Annotated in this window: 16 protein-coding genes and 1 tRNA gene; 6 read left to right on the forward strand and 11 right to left on the reverse strand. The window is 36.8% G+C overall.

Annotated features, from left to right (window positions below):
* Positions 1 to 6 precede the first annotated feature (6 nt).
* From AN34_RS20325 to AN34_RS20340, 4 genes are all read right to left on the reverse strand, one after another.
* A complete protein-coding gene (locus AN34_RS20325) occupies positions 7 to 843 on the reverse strand; it encodes an AraC family transcriptional regulator (protein ID WP_029288721.1) in 837 nt (278 codons plus the stop codon).
* Positions 844 to 1,815 (reverse strand): aldo/keto reductase, encoded by a 972-nt coding sequence (locus AN34_RS20330; RefSeq protein WP_029288723.1) that lies wholly within the window; start codon positions 1,813 to 1,815, stop codon positions 844 to 846.
* Positions 1,816 to 2,068: 253 nt separating this feature from the next.
* Positions 2,069 to 3,499 (reverse strand): hypothetical protein, encoded by a 1,431-nt coding sequence (locus AN34_RS20335; RefSeq protein ID WP_029288725.1) that lies wholly within the window; start codon positions 3,497 to 3,499, stop codon positions 2,069 to 2,071.
* Between the two features lie 30 nt (positions 3,500 to 3,529).
* Positions 3,530 to 4,333, reverse strand: coding sequence for a porin family protein (locus tag AN34_RS20340; RefSeq protein ID WP_029288728.1), 804 nt, complete (start codon positions 4,331 to 4,333; stop codon positions 3,530 to 3,532).
* A gap of 469 nt (positions 4,334 to 4,802) precedes the next feature.
* Here AN34_RS20340 and AN34_RS20345 point away from each other — a divergent pair, with 469 nt between their 5' ends.
* Complete coding sequence (locus tag AN34_RS20345; protein WP_029288729.1) at positions 4,803 to 5,030, forward strand: hypothetical protein; 228 nt, start codon at positions 4,803 to 4,805, stop codon at positions 5,028 to 5,030.
* Positions 5,031 to 5,325: 295 nt separating this feature from the next.
* On the forward strand, positions 5,326 to 5,760 hold the full coding sequence (locus AN34_RS20350; RefSeq protein ID WP_029288731.1) for a hypothetical protein: 435 nt from the start codon (positions 5,326 to 5,328) through the stop codon (positions 5,758 to 5,760).
* Between the two features lie 100 nt (positions 5,761 to 5,860).
* Here the strand turns inward: AN34_RS20350 and infC are convergent, their stop codons facing one another.
* The 5 genes from infC to AN34_RS20375 all read right to left on the reverse strand — a co-directional run bounded on the left by infC (position 5,861) and on the right by AN34_RS20375 (position 9,530).
* Positions 5,861 to 6,430, reverse strand: a complete 570-nt coding sequence (gene infC, locus AN34_RS20355) for a translation initiation factor IF-3 (RefSeq protein WP_051666760.1) — start codon at positions 6,428 to 6,430, stop codon at positions 5,861 to 5,863.
* A gap of 186 nt (positions 6,431 to 6,616) precedes the next feature.
* The gene (locus AN34_RS20360; protein ID WP_051666761.1) at positions 6,617 to 7,594 is read right to left on the reverse strand and encodes an MlaD family protein; all 978 of its coding nucleotides are present in this window, start codon (positions 7,592 to 7,594) and stop codon (positions 6,617 to 6,619) included.
* A gap of 2 nt (positions 7,595 to 7,596) precedes the next feature.
* Positions 7,597 to 8,370, reverse strand: coding sequence for an ABC transporter ATP-binding protein (locus tag AN34_RS20365; RefSeq protein ID WP_029288737.1), 774 nt, complete (start codon positions 8,368 to 8,370; stop codon positions 7,597 to 7,599).
* A 6-nt stretch (positions 8,371 to 8,376) separates the two neighbouring features.
* Complete coding sequence (locus AN34_RS20370) at positions 8,377 to 9,177, reverse strand: ABC transporter permease (protein WP_029288740.1); 801 nt, start codon at positions 9,175 to 9,177, stop codon at positions 8,377 to 8,379.
* Entirely contained in the window at positions 9,174 to 9,530 is a 357-nt protein-coding gene (locus AN34_RS20375) for a hypothetical protein (protein WP_029288742.1), read from the reverse strand. Before AN34_RS20375 ends, AN34_RS20370 begins: the two co-directional genes overlap by 4 nt.
* A gap of 346 nt (positions 9,531 to 9,876) precedes the next feature.
* Between AN34_RS20375 and AN34_RS20380 the strand changes: the two genes are divergently transcribed.
* Complete coding sequence (locus tag AN34_RS20380; protein WP_029288744.1) at positions 9,877 to 10,056, forward strand: hypothetical protein; 180 nt, start codon at positions 9,877 to 9,879, stop codon at positions 10,054 to 10,056.
* A gap of 121 nt (positions 10,057 to 10,177) precedes the next feature.
* Here AN34_RS20380 and AN34_RS20385 read toward each other — a convergent pair.
* Positions 10,178 to 10,249, reverse strand: a tRNA-Cys gene (locus AN34_RS20385).
* A gap of 193 nt (positions 10,250 to 10,442) precedes the next feature.
* Complete coding sequence (locus tag AN34_RS20390; protein WP_029288746.1) at positions 10,443 to 11,231, reverse strand: SDR family oxidoreductase; 789 nt, start codon at positions 11,229 to 11,231, stop codon at positions 10,443 to 10,445.
* A gap of 247 nt (positions 11,232 to 11,478) precedes the next feature.
* Between AN34_RS20390 and katG the strand changes: the two genes are divergently transcribed.
* From katG to AN34_RS20405, 3 genes are all read left to right on the forward strand, one after another.
* On the forward strand, positions 11,479 to 13,755 hold the full coding sequence (katG, locus tag AN34_RS20395; RefSeq protein ID WP_029288748.1) for a catalase/peroxidase HPI: 2,277 nt from the start codon (positions 11,479 to 11,481) through the stop codon (positions 13,753 to 13,755).
* A gap of 134 nt (positions 13,756 to 13,889) precedes the next feature.
* Positions 13,890 to 14,399, forward strand: a complete 510-nt coding sequence (locus AN34_RS20400) for a GNAT family N-acetyltransferase (protein WP_029288750.1) — start codon at positions 13,890 to 13,892, stop codon at positions 14,397 to 14,399.
* A gap of 561 nt (positions 14,400 to 14,960) precedes the next feature.
* Positions 14,961 to 15,149 (forward strand): hypothetical protein, encoded by a 189-nt coding sequence (locus AN34_RS20405; protein WP_029288752.1) that lies wholly within the window; start codon positions 14,961 to 14,963, stop codon positions 15,147 to 15,149.
* The last annotated feature ends 212 nt before the right edge of the window (positions 15,150 to 15,361 follow it).

The raw sequence follows: 15,361 nt of genomic DNA on the forward strand, positions 1-15,361 counted from the left end.
TCCTGTTTATTTTAATGGTAACTCAGTAAATATACATGTCAACTCATTTGGTGACTTGCCAAACTTCGTTTTAAAAGCATGAGAAAAGTGCGAGAGGCTTTTAAAGCCGAGATCGAGGTAGATTGCAGAAGGCTTTTGGTGCTTAATTTCGATCAGGTATTTTGCAGCATTCAGTCGTTTGTGCTGTAGCCACTGTCTTGGTGGTGAATTGAAGGTTTTCTGGAAGTCGCGTTTGAAACTTGCCAGGCTTCGGCCAGTAAGCTGTGCAAATTTTTCAACAGGAACGTTAAAATGAAAATTACTCAGCATGAACCTTTCCAGATCAATTTTATGGGGTTCAGAAAAATCGAATAAGAAATTGCGAAGTCGTGGCAAGGCCAGCAGAAGTAATTTAACAATTTCCTTCACTTTCAAAATGCCCATTTCATCAGTCATCGTCGCTCCTGAGCTTCGGGCATAAGGAACAATGGATTGAAAATATCCCTGCAGGAATTCGTTGGATGGAATTAATAGATTTGGTGGGCCGATATATTTCTGATCTGCTTCAAGCTTTTCTTCTAATACAATTTTGCACAACAGATCTTCCTGCAGGGAAATTACAATTGTTTCATAATTTGCGCCGGGTAGTGGTGTTTTGGTCAGATTACCAACCTGGTTTTTGCGAATCAGTAACATTTCTCCTCCGGTCATTGAGATGCTTTGCTCGGAGGTTTCTAAAACAAGCTTTCCTGAAACCTGCAGGATTAAGGTATGATGGTTCCATAAACAAACTTTTTCCTTCCGCTTTGCAGAGAGGTAGGAATAAAAGATCACGCCGGGGAGAATTTCTTCTGGACTGGTCATTTAGCGTTGTAAGTATGTGCCGCCATGTATGGCACCTATTGCAAAAGTAGTGTTTAAAATGTTCATTTCTTCGGGTGTAAATACAATATCCATGGCCAGCATATTTTCTGGTAAGCGAGATCTGCGGCTCATGCTCACTAAAGGCATGATGTGATTTCCTTGCTCTTTTACCCAGGCAATTGCAAGCTGTGTTGGTGTGCAATTTTTATTGCTGGCCAATTGCTTCAAAATTTCTACTTTTTCCAGGTTATGAATGAGGTTTTCACCTTGGAATCGTGAAAAATGGTTACGGTAATCATTTTCGGCAAGCGGTGCTTTGATTTCACCAGTTAACAATCCCTCAGCTGTATTGGCGAAAGCCACGATGCCAATGCCTAATTCCTTTGCCGCTGGTAGCAGCTCACTTTCAATTTGACGATCAGCAAGCGAATAGCCAATCTCCAATGCACTAATGGGGTGAATGCTATTCGCTTGGCGAAGTTGCTCAGCCGTGATTTCTGATACGCCAATATAACGTACTTTACCTTCTTTAACTAAGTCGGCAACCGTTCCAATAATATCTTCTACAGGCACACTGTCGTCCATTCGGCTAGGCTGGTAAAGATCGATGGTTTCGATACCTAAACGGGTAAGTGAGTAGTTTATAAAATTTTTGATGGCGATAGGGCGCAGATCCATTCCCAAAGGCTGTCCATTGTAGAATATAGCGCCAAATTTTACGCTAATAAAGGCATCATCTCGTCTTCCTTTAATGGCTTTGCCGATTAGCATTTCATTATGGCCGGCACCGTAAAAATCTCCGGTGTTTAAAAAATTGATGCCGCTATCTAAAGCTTCATGAATGGTAGCGATGCTTTCTTTTTCGTCGGGTGTAGAACCGCCCCAGATCGAAGACATGCGCATACAGCCTAAGCCAAGTTTAGAAACAAATGGCCCATTTTGACCTAATTGCATTTTTGTGATGTTTTTCATGATACAAAGATCAATGTTGATTGCCTATTGTGGTTTCTTCTAAAGCTCAAATAATTTGTCTGTATGGCTCATTATAATCATTATTTCAATTAATCAGATTTGATACTGGATTGGCAACAATTCTTTTGATGAGTTACGCCAGAAACCAATTCGGTAATAGACTGATTTTGTACAGATACAAAGTTTTATCCATGTAAAAACCCCTGCAAGTAAACTTACAAGGGTTTTTGAAACTTTTATAGGATCGTATTTTTTAGTATACCTTCTTTACTCTGCTTTCTCCAGCACCATAATAGAAGTTAACGATTCTCTTATCACCTTTATTAGGGAGTAAGTAATTTAAACTTGTACCCAGATTGGTTGCAAAGTTTAAATTTGAATTATAAGTTAAAACGTATAAGTTTTGAGAAGAATCATAAACAGTAGCTTTTGAAATTACACCTTTGGCATTCGCCACGATCCTTCCGGCAGCATCTCTTCTTAAATGAACGTACCCATATCCGCCTTCTGCAGAATTGGTTATTTGTATTTTTCCTGAACTGTTGGTAGTGGCACTTAAAAGCGGTTGGCTTTTGATCAGATTACCTGTAATGTCTACAACCGAAACATCTAATTTAGCGTTTGCATCAAATGTGCTTTGATTTAAATCATAATACACACCATTGTAGTAGTTGTAATTAGATACATTAAGGCGCTCTATCTGATAACCATCAGCAATCGAACTCATGTAGGCTGTGCTGTTATAGTTTCCATTTACTTGCATATAAAGCTCTCTACCTAATTTATCTTTTGGAAATTTCAGATAAATAGGGCTGATAATACTAGGAATATTTACACCATAAGAATTTACGTTAAAATAAGTTTTAACGGAAGCTACATAAGGTAATTGAAAGGGCATTAAGGAAGCATCTGTATCTTCTGTACCATAAACATACAATTTCTGATCAGCCTCTATTTGTGCAAAACTAAGTGCATATCCACCCGGTGCCGCAGGTAGTTTTAGTGAATAATTACCAGTTGCTGTAGTGTAAGCTGGAAACTGTACGCTGTATGAGCCATTGAAGCCATTAGGGACAGATGTAGAAGCCGTAACCAATACATTTCCGCCAACTTTTTCTGGCGTGGAATTGGTTAAATCGGTATCAATGTATAATGTTCCTGAAATTTCGTTTGACAATTCTGCTGTATTCCACAACTTTGCCGTTCCTAAAGTGATATCCTTACGCATAATTTGTGTTGCTGCATAGCCAGTCTTGGTAATTAAGAAAGTACTGGTAGGAAACAAATACAAAGAAGAAAACGTTGCTATACCTTGTGCACTTGTTTTGGTTGAAAAAAGCTTGCCTTCTGATGAAACAATTACTTCAGCATCAGCCACTGGTGCATTGGTTACCACATCAGTAACAGCTACGCTATAATCCTGTTTTGCGGCAGCTACCGCACTTGTACGGGCTAAACTATCATTCAATTTTAGCTGTTGCAGTGCAGCTGTATTAATAAGTTGTTGAAGTGCATTGGCACCTTTTTGTTTTAACGTTTCTAAATCCATCTCATGCTGGTATTTTAGCGTTAATAATTCCTTTTGGGCAGCAATTGCATCTGCTTCTGAAAATTCGTCTTTTGAACACCCTGTTGCATAGAGCGCCAGGGCAACTAAGAATAGTCTGGTAAATTTTAATTTCATATGAGTTAATTCTGGATTAAGATTTTTAAGTTACTGTACCGGAATAATTAGGCCCAGTTTAGCTATAAAAGAGTTGGATTTGATTTCGCTTCCGAAACCTATTTTCTCCATGTAGGAGTAGTTTTCATATGCGGGAGTTGCGCCAGCCATATATCTGAAGTCTAATAGCAATTTTACATTACTAAAAAGTGGTAACCGTAGATCTGCCCCTACAATCAGGTTTAGTCTGTCCCTGTTATACCTACTGGTCACATTTTCTGAATCTGTTACGGTAGTGATAATATCTTCTCCTGGCAATAAATTACCTGTCTTCTGATAGCGCTCGATTACGTTGAAGTTATAGGCATAACTCCCTCCAATATATAGGGCTGGTTTCCAGTCTTTCTTTATCGGAATAGTATACCTTAAAAGCAAAGGTATGTTTAGGCTATTTAAATGTACGGAGCTGTTTTTAACATTTTTGGTTGTAAAACTCTCTGGCAAACCATACCTGGTATCATCTTTAAAAGTTAATAATTGGCCGCCCTGTTGGGTAAAGCTTGCCTCCAACTGGATACTCCATTGCTTATAAACGTTATAGGTAAGCAGTAATCCGGCATCATATCCGGTATTGGTTCCTGTTTGAGGCTGACCACTACTAAATTTGTTCACTGTTAATCCTCCTGCAACACCAATCTCAAATTTAGAGATAGGGGCTTGAACATTAGCCGTATCGATCTGACCTTGTGCATGAATGGTATTGAGTAATAAAAAAAGTGTAACGAAGCTGAAAATACGAACAGCGTATAGCTTGAAAATTGCAATAAATTGCAATGTAGAGTTAAGAGGGCGCATTAGTTATTTGTTTGGTCGCCAAAAGTAGTAAAATTTTGTAGGGATTATCATTCATATTTATTTTTTTTGAGAAACTTATTTTCAACCGGGTTAATTATCTCTTGCCGAAGGATGTATCGTAAATTCGAAGATCATACTAATCCAAATAATGACCTTTAAAACTATATTTTGCTCTTCCGGCACTTATGCGGCCTTTTTTATTTTGTTCAAGCTTATAAATTCGATGTTATTAACCTATTAATGAAATAAAACTTAGGCTGGTTAGTGAGAAACCAATCAGTATGATTGTTTAAATATTTTTATGATTAAACCTATAAGGTTTTTAAAATCTTATAGGTTTAAAAGGTTCGGCAGAAAGGAACTTCATCGCAAAAAGGGGCGAATTGGTATTGCCCAAATGTTGTAAGCATTTATCTGAATTTTAAAACAATTTCAGTCTGAATGCGCTTATTATTGGAAAATATATTAAATGAGCACACAAAAACCAATAGCAAAAGATTTGCAAAAATTTATAGATCGTTATGAACCAACAAAATTTAAGGTGATGCGTTCAGGTATAGAAATCAGAGGGGTGAGTAATATCCACCAGGCTATTCAAACGGCAAAAGATATTATAGAAAAACTTAAGCTAAACTTAAATATTGCGCATAGTGCCGATATGGTAAGTTATGGTGGTTTTGAAGTTAACCTTCGCTAGTTATATATTAATGGAAACTGAGTAGTAAATATTTGCTCAGTTTCCGTCAAATTATAGTATAAAATTAATTACCGATGATCTAAAGCATGTTTGCTTTTTATTTGATTGAAATTTCTAAAGATTTTCTGCAATCATTTTTCCATAAGCACTTTTTAATATCAATTTACTGCTATTAATAAAGGTTTTTTTGTGATCATTTTGTTGATTAGTATACATATGATAAAACCTATGATGATCTTTACTGTTCTAAATTAAGGTGAAGTTCATTTTGAATTAGTTATTCACCTTATATAATATGGATAAAGTAGCGTTAGGAAAGCAAAATAATTCTGAATTACGGGTTTCTGAGTGGTCTGCATTTATCAATGCAAAATGTCCAAGGTGCCGCATAGGTTCTATATTTACCGGGGCGATGTATGGATTTAAAATTCAGAAGATGAAGGAGGTTTGTGAAGTTTGTGACCTCAAATTTGAACGTGAACCAGGGTATTTTTATGTCTCGATGTTTGTAAGCTACGCCATGAATGTTGCCGAAATTATATCTTTGGGTGTGGCCGCTTATGTGCTGGGGCTAGATATTGTTTATGAAAACCTATGGTATTTTGTAGTCATTATTTTTGCCGGAGTATTGATATTTTCACCATTAAATTATAGATACTCGCGTTTGGTATTGCTGTATTGGTTATCCCCCGGTCTTCACTATGATCCTTCAAGAATCAAAAAGAGATAGATACTGGTAGACCAATGATTTTTAGCAATCTTAATATAGAAGGATTAGTAAAAGTATAGATCTGATGCCAGGCTAATGGGCATCAGATCGAATTATTATTTTATTTCTTTCCAGCCTTAGGTGCTAGCGTAAGAAACATTCTTTTTCCTTCAAGTTTGGGAAGTAATTCTACTTTTCCAACATCTTCCAAGCCCTGTGCAAATCTTAATAATAAGATTTCTCCCTGGTCTTTGTAAACAATTGATCTCCCTTTAAAATGTACAAATGCACGAACCTTTTCTCCACTTTCAAGGAAGGATATAGCATGTTTTAGTTTAAATTGAAAATCATGATCATCGGTATTCGGACCAAACCTGATATCTTTAATGATAGTCTGTTTAGCTTTAGATTTGATCTCTTTCTGTTTCTTTTTTTGTTCATAAAGAAACTTACTGTAATCTACAATACGACAAACTGGTGGTACTGCATTTGGAGATATTTCGACAAGATCGAGCCCTTGTTCTTCTGCCAGTTTTAATGCTTCGGCTATGGGGTAAATTGCCGTTTCTACATTTTCTCCAGTTAATCTTACTTCGGGAGCAGTAATTAACTGGTTAATTTTATGTTCTGCTTCTTTCTTTCTGAAGGGTAAGCGTGGCCCTCTGTTAAATCCTGCTTTTTTTAATGCCAAATTTTTAAAGTTTTAGTGAATAATAAAGTTTTGAGAACGGTTAATCTGCTGTTTTCGATAATATACAACATTCAGTGCCGCTGTGCAAGTTTTGTTTGCTATCATGACTTTGAACTGAATTTCTACAAAATGAAAATGCATCCAATTCTGCTGTAGAATTGAATGCATTTCTTTATAATGGAATATCTATTGTTGTTGTCTTTTAAGCGAATCTTTTGCTCTCTTTTTAAAGAAACCTCTCAATAGGAAGTTACTCTGTAAAGCTTCCAGATCTTCATCTAATTTTTTACTGCTTTTTTCCAAATTAGCCATTATTGATTTCACTTGTTGTGCTGTTGCGGCATCATTTAATAACAATCCTGCAGCATTATCAGACGTTTTGAGTTTGCCTGATGCAGCCTCTAAATTAGCAGCCATTACTGATGCAGATTGTGTTAGTTTTTGAAGGCTTTGTGATGATTTTTCCAGCTTTGCGAAAACAGCAGTATCTGTCATCATTTTATTAACTAATCCATTTTTGTTATTTAAGGTTTTTCCGAAGGTATTCAACTCCAAAGCCATTTTTGATGTAGCTAAGGAAGTTTTGTTCAGGTTAGCTACCATCGATTTGAAATTTTGAGCCAATTGTTCGTCTGATAAAAGTGCACCGGCTGCACCTTTACCGTCTACCAGGTTGCGGGAAAGTAATTTGAAATCTGAAGTTACATCAACCAGGTTTTTATTATTCACCTGGAGCGTTTTCATAATGTCATCAGTAGAAAGTGAGTTATTTACTTTTAACATATCGCCATCTTCAACAAATGGAAATTTAGGATTACCACCAGTAAGTACTACAATTTTATTTCCGATCAATCCATCAGCACCAATACTGGCTCCTGCGTCTTTGTGAATATACTTATGTACATCTTCTTCAATGCTTAAGGCAACCTTTACCTGCGATGTACCAAAGAAATCTATCTTTTTAATCGTTCCGATTTTAACACCAGAAAACCACACGTTGTTTCCTTTCTTTAATCCCTGAATATCATTAAATACTACATTGAGGGTAAAACTTTTAACAAAGGTTTTCTTTTGACTCCCGAGGGTGAAGATCGCCACCACAAATATCAGTATGCCTATGGCAATGAAAATGCCGACTGTTATTTTCTTTTTATTATCGTTCATGGTTATTGTATAAAATTGTAATCAAAAAATGGTTGTGCCAGCTCATCGCCAGAATTAAATATATCCTCAAAACTTCCTTGCCTTTCAAAACGCCTTTCCATGAGCATGGCTACGCGATTGCCAACTTCCTTTGCACAGGTTAAATCGTGGGTAATGATGATTGCACTGGTATGATATCGCTCCTGAACATCATTAATTAGTTTATTAATTTCTTTTGAAGTAATGGGATCTAAACCAGCAGTTGGCTCATCATAAAGCATAATTTCTGGCTTCAAAATAAGTGTTCTGGCTATTCCAATCCGCTTTCTTTGTCCACCTGATAGTTCTGAGGGCATTTGATTAATGGTTTGAGCCAACCCTACGGCATCGAGCATTTCTTCTATCAGTGCATTCACTTCAGATTTTGATAGGTCTTTTCGATTTCTAACCAATGGAAATTCCAGGTTATCCCGAACAGTCATACTATCATATAGTGCACTGTTCTGAAAAGAAAATCCAATTCTTAACCTCAGATCAAGTAATTCCTGATAAGAAATTTCATCAACCTTATGGCCTAACACATTCACTAATCCGCTATCCGGACGAAGTAGACCCACTATAATTTTAATTAATACCGATTTACCTGTACCGCTTTTTCCCAATACCACCAGGTTTTCTCCTTTATAGAGATCGAGGTTAGCTCCTTCTAAAACCTGGTAAGATCCGAATGCTTTATGTAAGGCCTTAATTTCAATTACTTTTTCTGCATTGAAATCGGTCATATCTTTTGCTGTCATATTCAGTTACGTATTAAAAAGACTAAAAATCTGAACACAAACCACCTCTTCAACAAAAATGAGAAACATTGCTGTTACTACAGCAGAATTGGCAGCCTTACCCACACCTTCAGTACCTTTTGAGGAGTGGTAGCCTTGATAACAACCCACAATAGCGATGGTAAAACCAAATATGATGGCTTTTATCGTACTGGCAATAATATCCAGGTAGGTGATGTTTTCTAGCGCACTTTGAAAAAACGTAGTGGCACTGGTACCTTCATTTACCGAAACATTTAGTAAGGCACCAAGCATACCAACCATGGCCGTATAAAAGGTGAGGATGGGCATGGTAATCGTGGCGGCCAGCACCCTGGTTGCTACCAAAAATTTAAATGGATTAGTGGCACTTACTTCCATGGCATCAATCTGTTCACTTACTTTCATAGAACCCAGTTCGGCACCAATACTAGAACCTACTTTTCCGGCTGCTATAAGACCTGTAAGTAATGGAGCAAGTGTTCTTAATAAAGCTATTCCTACCAAAGAGGGTAGCCATGAAGTTGCGCCAAACTCTGATAATGATGGTCTGGATTGCTTAGTAAATACCAATCCTGTAATAAAGCCTGTAGTGGATATCAGCAGTGCAGAACGATAGCCAATTTCATAACACTGCCTCATCAGTTCCTTAAATTCGTATGGTGGCAGAAAGGCTTCTCTGAAAAATCTCCCTATAAATCCAAATACATTATATAAAGTAATAAACATATTGCCAAACTTACCCACGGGTTTGGGTGTTTCAGCTGATTTTTCTTGCTCTAAGCTCATTTTTGAGTTTTTGTTTTGATGGTAGAATCCGTGAGCATTTCTTTCTCTTTTAATAGCCTGTGTTTAGAAATTTCGAGTGTATCTGCCGGAGAAAGGCTATTATACAACACCTTATAAGTTGCCATCATACTGTTATTTCTTTTTTGAAAATATTTCTGACTAATCTTTCCCTGATTCAATTCTTGTTTCAGAGCAACCGACTGATCAATAATGGCTTTCGCCGAATCTACAATCCCTGAACTCGAAAGGGTAGTTTGACGATCTACTTTCTTACCTCCGGAGCCTTGCTCTGGGTTAGTATTGTGGCAGGCAATACCCAATAGGACGATAGGCAGCATGAATAATATTTTCATGCTAACAATACACATTAATCCGCCAATTGTTTGTTGTCAAACACATTATTTGCTTACAAATATTTGAAGTCATCATCCTGTGAAAGTATCAGCTATATAAGCTTCACCAGAGGGGTAAATATATGGATAAATCATTATTTATATTCAAGATTCTGATTTCAGTGATTTTATCAAAAAAATGAATGTTTCAATAGAATTAAAGAAAAGCCACGATCTTATTCTTTTAAATCGTAAAGTCTTTGGCAGATTTTTTTTGTAATCTGATCGGATTTACTAGTTTTGTGAGCCCCTAAATGGGTTTACATTAATTTATAGATGGATTTATTCATCTTAATTATTCATAACTATGGAAAAATTCAAACAGGTACAAGAAGTTATCGCTTCAGTTGAAGCTGATATTGCTAAATTCTATGATGGCGGAAATGCTGCAGCTGGAACTCGTGTTCGTAAAGCAATGCAAGACTTAAAAGTATTGGCTCAAGAAATCAGAGCTGAAGTTACAGAGAAAAAAAACAGTGCAAAATAAGCACTTGTAGCTATTTAAAAAGCCCTCAATATTGTACTTGAGGGCTTTTTTGTTTAATAGCAATTCATTATTCAAAGAAACACGTATGAGTAGGAGATAAACGATCTCTATTGATTTGTAGACGTCATGGGCGGATTCGAACCGCCGTAAAAGGTTTTGCAGACCTGTACCTAAACCACTCGGCCACATGACTATTTAATTCCTCAGAAATGAATTATACAGCAAATATATTACTATTTATATAAAATCTATAGATTTTGTAGTCTTTTTATTTCTTTTAGTTGATTCCTCATGCTTATGCAATCAAAAATGAATTATTCAAATGAATTTATTTGCGAGCGATTTCTATTGAGCAAAATAAGATCTGGTTAAAAGATAAGCTAATGTTATACCTTATATATACCAGCCGCCATTTTTTCTATAAATGACTTTGGCAGAAATCGGTTTGCATAAACACTTACTTTATTGGTTAAGCCCGGAACAATTTCTGACTTTCTTGCAAGCATTCCTTTTATGGCTATTTTAGCGACTTCAGCAGGTTGCATATTAAATTTTTCGGCCATTTTACTAAATGCATCTAATCCTGCACGATGTGCAAATCCGGTATCTACAGGGCCGGGGCTTAAACAGGTAACCGATATGGATGTATTTTTTAATTCATATCGTAATGCACGCGAAAAAGAGAGCACAAAAGCCTTTGTTGCTGAATAAATAGCGAGTGTAGGTACAGCCTGGTACGCTGCGGTGCTGGATATGTTAAGGATATATGCTCGTTTTTGTTTTATCAGTGAAGGTATTAGCAGATGACATAAAGAGATCAATGTATCCATGTTTAGTCGGCACATTTCCAATTGAGCTTGAAGATCTAAATCTTTAAACTGGCCCCACTGCCCATAACCAGCATTGTTAACCAAGGCATTAACGCTATATTTTTTATCTGTAATCCAATCAAATACTACTCTTGGTGAAGTTGACTGGCTTAAATCTATAGCCAAAAAATCAGTTGTAATACCATACTGTGCTACAAGCTCGTGACCAAGTGATTCAAGTTCCTGGGCAGACCGGGAAATTAATAAAAGATTAAAGCCTTTTTTAGCCAGTTCAGTGGCAATTGATTTGCCTATTCCTTTGCTAGCTCCAGTAATAACTGCATAAACTTTTTCATCTTTGATCATATGGCTCCTAATTATATTACATCGCAAATATGCTATATAAAAGGTTATATTCTTAACTTATCTCCAATAATTCATTTACCTATCATAAGAATTAGAAGGATGCCAGATATTAATACTGACCTCCTTTCAGATAGATTTTGACTATGGAAATATAGAATTATTCGATTGTGATTTCTAAAAAGGAACCTTTAACTTTAAATAATTTATCAAAAACATAGATTAATTTCAAATAACAAAACATAAAATAATGGAAAACGATTCAAATGATATCAGCAAATGCCCGTTTCATAATGGGAGCATGAAACAGAATGTTGGAGGAGGTGGAACCAGAAATCACGACTGGTGGCCAAATCAACTCAAACTAAATATTCTACGGCAGAATTCTTCCTTATCAAACCCATTGGATAAGGATTTTAATTATGCTGATGCTTTTAATAGCCTTAACCTTGAAGAACTAAAAAATGATCTGAAAGTATTAATGACTGATTCACAAGATTGGTGGCCGGCAGATTTTGGTCATTATGGTGGATTATTTATCCGTATGGCCTGGCACAGTGCCGGAACCTACCGCGTTGGAGATGGTCGTGGTGGAGCAGGCGCAGGATTGCAACGTTTTGCGCCATTAAACAGCTGGCCTGATAATGTAAGCCTTGATAAAGCCAGAAGATTACTTTGGCCAATTAAACAAAAATATGGAAATAAGATTTCCTGGGCCGATTTGATTATCCTGACAGGAAACGTAGCGCTGGAATCTATGAATTTCAAAACTTTCGGTTTTGCCGGCGGACGAGAAGATGCCTGGGAGGCTGATGAATCTGTTTATTGGGGATCTGAAACAACCTGGTTAGGTGGTGATCTCCGATATGGTCATGGTTCGGATGGTGCGGATAAAGAACATGGGGTATTAGTGAGTGATGATGATGCTGATGGAGATATCCATTCCCGTAATCTTGAAAAGCCACTTGCAGCGGTACAAATGGGGTTAATTTATGTAAATCCAGAAGGACCTGATGGAAACCCTGATCCGGTATTGGCTGCTAAAGATATCCGCGATACTTTCGGAAGAATGGCCATGAATGATGAAGAAACGGTAGCCTTAATAGCCGGCGGTCATAGTTTTGGAAAAACACACGGTGCAGCCTCTGCAGATCATGTTGGTAAAGAACCTGAAGCTGCAGGAATAGAAAACCAGGGATTTGGATGGAACAATAGCTATGGAAGTGGTAAAGGTGCAGATACCATTACCAGCGGACTTGAAGTTACCTGGACAACCACTCCAACTCAATGGAGTAATAACTTCTTCGAAAATCTTTTTGCTTATGAATGGGAATTAACTAAAAGCCCGGCTGGCGCACATCAATGGGTAGCCAAAAATGCAGAAGCTATTATTCCTGATGCTTTTGATCATACGAAGAAACATTTGCCATCAATGCTTACCACAGACATTGCTTTGCGTTTTGATCCGGCATATGAGAAAATATCCAGACGCTTTTTGGAAAATCCAGATGAATTTGCGGATGCTTTTGCACGTGCCTGGTATAAATTAACACATCGGGATATGGGGCCAATAAGCCGTTACTTAGGTCCGGATGTGCCTCAGGAAGAATTGCTTTGGCAAGATCCTATACCTGCAGTTAACCATGCCTTGGTAAGTGATAGCGATATCGAAGCATTAAAAGCTAAATTATTATCTTCAGGTTTAACCGTGTCAGAGCTAGTATCTACTGCCTGGGCTTCTGCCTCTACCTTCAGGGGTTCTGATAAACGTGGTGGAGCCAATGGTAGTCGTATTCGTTTAATGCCTCAAAAAGATTGGAAAGTAAATAATCCATCTCAGTTGCAAAAGGTTTTAGGCTTATTGGAAAAGATTCAACAAGAATTTAATAGCAGTCAAATTGATGGAAAACAGATCTCAATAGCTGATTTAATTGTTTTAGCTGGTATAGCAGCTGTAGAAAAAGCTGCTGGCGATGCTGGGCATTTTACTAATGTTCCATTTACAGCCGGGCGGATGGATGCATCACAATCCCAAACTGATATAGAATCTTTTAGTTATCTGGAGCCTCAGGCCGACGGTTTCCGTAACTACCGTAAGTCAAAATCATCTGTTTCAACAGAAGAACTATTGATTGATAAAGCACAGTTACTTACTTTAACCGCACCTGAACTTACTGTTTTAGTTGGTGGTTTAAGGGTATTGGATACCAATTTTGATGGTTCAAAAAATGGTGTATTTACAAGTACACCAGGAAAGCTCACCAATGAATTTTTTATAAATTTATTGGATATGAATACTGCCTGGAAAGCCACTTCTGATGAAAAAGAAACTTACCTGGGTAGTGATAGAGCAACTGGACAACCAAAATGGACAGCCAGTCGTGCTGATTTAGTATTCGGTTCCAACGCAGAACTTAGGGCAATTGCTGAATTATATGCAAGTGCTGATGGAAATGAAAAATTTGTTAAAGATTTTGTAAAAGCCTGGACAAAGGTGATGAACTTAGATCGTTTTGATCTTGTTTAGTATATAATACGATTAAAAGGATGTCAGATGGCATCCTTTTTTTATTTGTTTTAGTTTATTAGATTTTGTAGAATATCCGTTGCATTTATTGATAGATACATTCATACTTTAATATGTGACAGCTTTCATAATATATGATACTTTATCAAAGTAAAACAATCGTAATCCGCGAATTTCTATCATCTGAAAGACCTTTATTTGGCTCCCTTTTTGAAGATAAAGAGGTGACCAGATTTCTTCCTCAACTGCATGCCAACGAATATCATCAACTTTTTGAAACGGCCTTAAAAGATTATCATCTCGGACCATTTGGAAGGTGGGGCATATTTGACGCTAAAAATGGCCTCTTCATTGGTACTTGTCTTTATAGGCCATTTATAGAGGTTCCGGATCAAACTGAAATTGGCTACAGTTTAATTAAATCATATTGGGGAATGGGAATCGGCACTGAACTTGCCAGAGCTCTTTTAATTTATGGTTTTGCAAACACCAATACAAATGAAATCGTAGCCCTAACTGATTTAAAAAATATTGGTTCTCAAAAAGTTTTGCAAAAACTAGGCTTCAAGCAGCTGAATACTATCGACAGAAGAGGAGTGGAGCTCAGTTATTTCCTTATAGAGAGATCAGAAAAACTAAAATAATCTATTAGATTAGTAATATATAGTTAAGGAGTGGTTAAGGATGTATGATGAATTTCAATTTATTCATGTAGTGTTAAGCCAATAAAGCTTTAGTAACACTCCCTATTCAGAATTCTATTTAAAACTTCCTCTTGCCTGTATGCTTGACCTACTAGTTGCATTCACCTAAAATAATTCCATTCCTATCGCCTATATGTTCTCTATGCCTATATGGTTTAAAATCATTTAGGCAAATCTTCCCCCTTTACCTTATTAAAAATTCCTGCAAACACCCATCCTTTGAAAATGTTTTATTTATTTGATTTTTTTTATGATGATTTACAGGGTCTTATGATTTTAAATAATAAAATAGGGCCGATGCGTTTGCAGCGGTATTAATTTTTGCTACCTTTGCATCCCGCTTCGGAGGAAAGGGCTGGTGCTGAAAAGCGTGTTAATGATGTATTGAGGTAAGAAAAGTGGCAAAATTTATTTCAAATAAAATTTGCTGAAGCGAAAAAGATCATTACCTTTGCAGCCCGGTTCGGAAGGAACGGGAAGCTGGTTATAAAGACTGGCAGATTGAAAGGTTGGAAAGAAAAGAAGGACGGAAAAAATAAAATTATTTTATTTGGAAGTTCAGAAAAGATTTCTACCTTTGCACTCCCAACCGAAAGGAAGGGTAAAAAAAGAATCAAGTGGCGGATGTCATGGCGATTAGAAAACAAGATTGAAGCAGACGAAAAACAAGCTAAGACGAATACGACTTAAGCGAACTGAAGTTTGAAGATATATAGAAAAGGCGACCGAGATGGATATGCCGAGAAAGTTCTTAAAAGAGATGTCAATGTAGCGAAAGCGGGTTTAATGGAGTACTGATCGAAGTACATGATTAAGTAGCTTTATTTTAAAGGTGATGTCTAACAGACAAAACAAAAGAAGACTATTTTTAACAATAGTTAAAACTGGTCAGAATTAAACAA

This window comes from Pedobacter sp. R20-19, assembly GCF_000708265.2.
In the GTDB taxonomy this organism is placed as follows: Bacteria; Bacteroidota; Bacteroidia; order Sphingobacteriales; family Sphingobacteriaceae; genus Pedobacter.

Bases quoted from the DNA above. Each gene is read 5' to 3' on its own strand.
- AN34_RS20375 (WP_029288742.1), bottom strand. From the start codon at position 9,530: ATGAAAATATTATTCATGCTGCCTATCGTCCTATTGGGTATTGCCTGC.
- AN34_RS20335 (WP_029288725.1), bottom strand. From the start codon at position 3,499: ATGAAATTAAAATTTACCAGACTATTCTTAGTTGCCCTGGCGCTCTAT.
- AN34_RS20400 (WP_029288750.1), top strand. From the start codon at position 13,890: ATGATACTTTATCAAAGTAAAACAATCGTAATCCGCGAATTTCTATCA.
- katG (WP_029288748.1), top strand. From the start codon at position 11,479: ATGGAAAACGATTCAAATGATATCAGCAAATGCCCGTTTCATAATGGG.
- AN34_RS20360 (WP_051666761.1), bottom strand. From the start codon at position 7,594: ATGAACGATAATAAAAAGAAAATAACAGTCGGCATTTTCATTGCCATA.
- AN34_RS20325 (WP_029288721.1), bottom strand. From the start codon at position 843: ATGACCAGTCCAGAAGAAATTCTCCCCGGCGTGATCTTTTATTCCTAC.
- AN34_RS20370 (WP_029288740.1), bottom strand. From the start codon at position 9,177: ATGAGCTTAGAGCAAGAAAAATCAGCTGAAACACCCAAACCCGTGGGT.
- AN34_RS20330 (WP_029288723.1), bottom strand. From the start codon at position 1,815: ATGAAAAACATCACAAAAATGCAATTAGGTCAAAATGGGCCATTTGTT.
- AN34_RS20345 (WP_029288729.1), top strand. From the start codon at position 4,803: ATGAGCACACAAAAACCAATAGCAAAAGATTTGCAAAAATTTATAGAT.
- AN34_RS20380 (WP_029288744.1), top strand. From the start codon at position 9,877: ATGGAAAAATTCAAACAGGTACAAGAAGTTATCGCTTCAGTTGAAGCT.
- AN34_RS20390 (WP_029288746.1), bottom strand. From the start codon at position 11,231: ATGATCAAAGATGAAAAAGTTTATGCAGTTATTACTGGAGCTAGCAAA.
- AN34_RS20340 (WP_029288728.1), bottom strand. From the start codon at position 4,333: ATGCGCCCTCTTAACTCTACATTGCAATTTATTGCAATTTTCAAGCTA.
- AN34_RS20365 (WP_029288737.1), bottom strand. From the start codon at position 8,370: ATGACAGCAAAAGATATGACCGATTTCAATGCAGAAAAAGTAATTGAA.
- AN34_RS20350 (WP_029288731.1), top strand. From the start codon at position 5,326: ATGGATAAAGTAGCGTTAGGAAAGCAAAATAATTCTGAATTACGGGTT.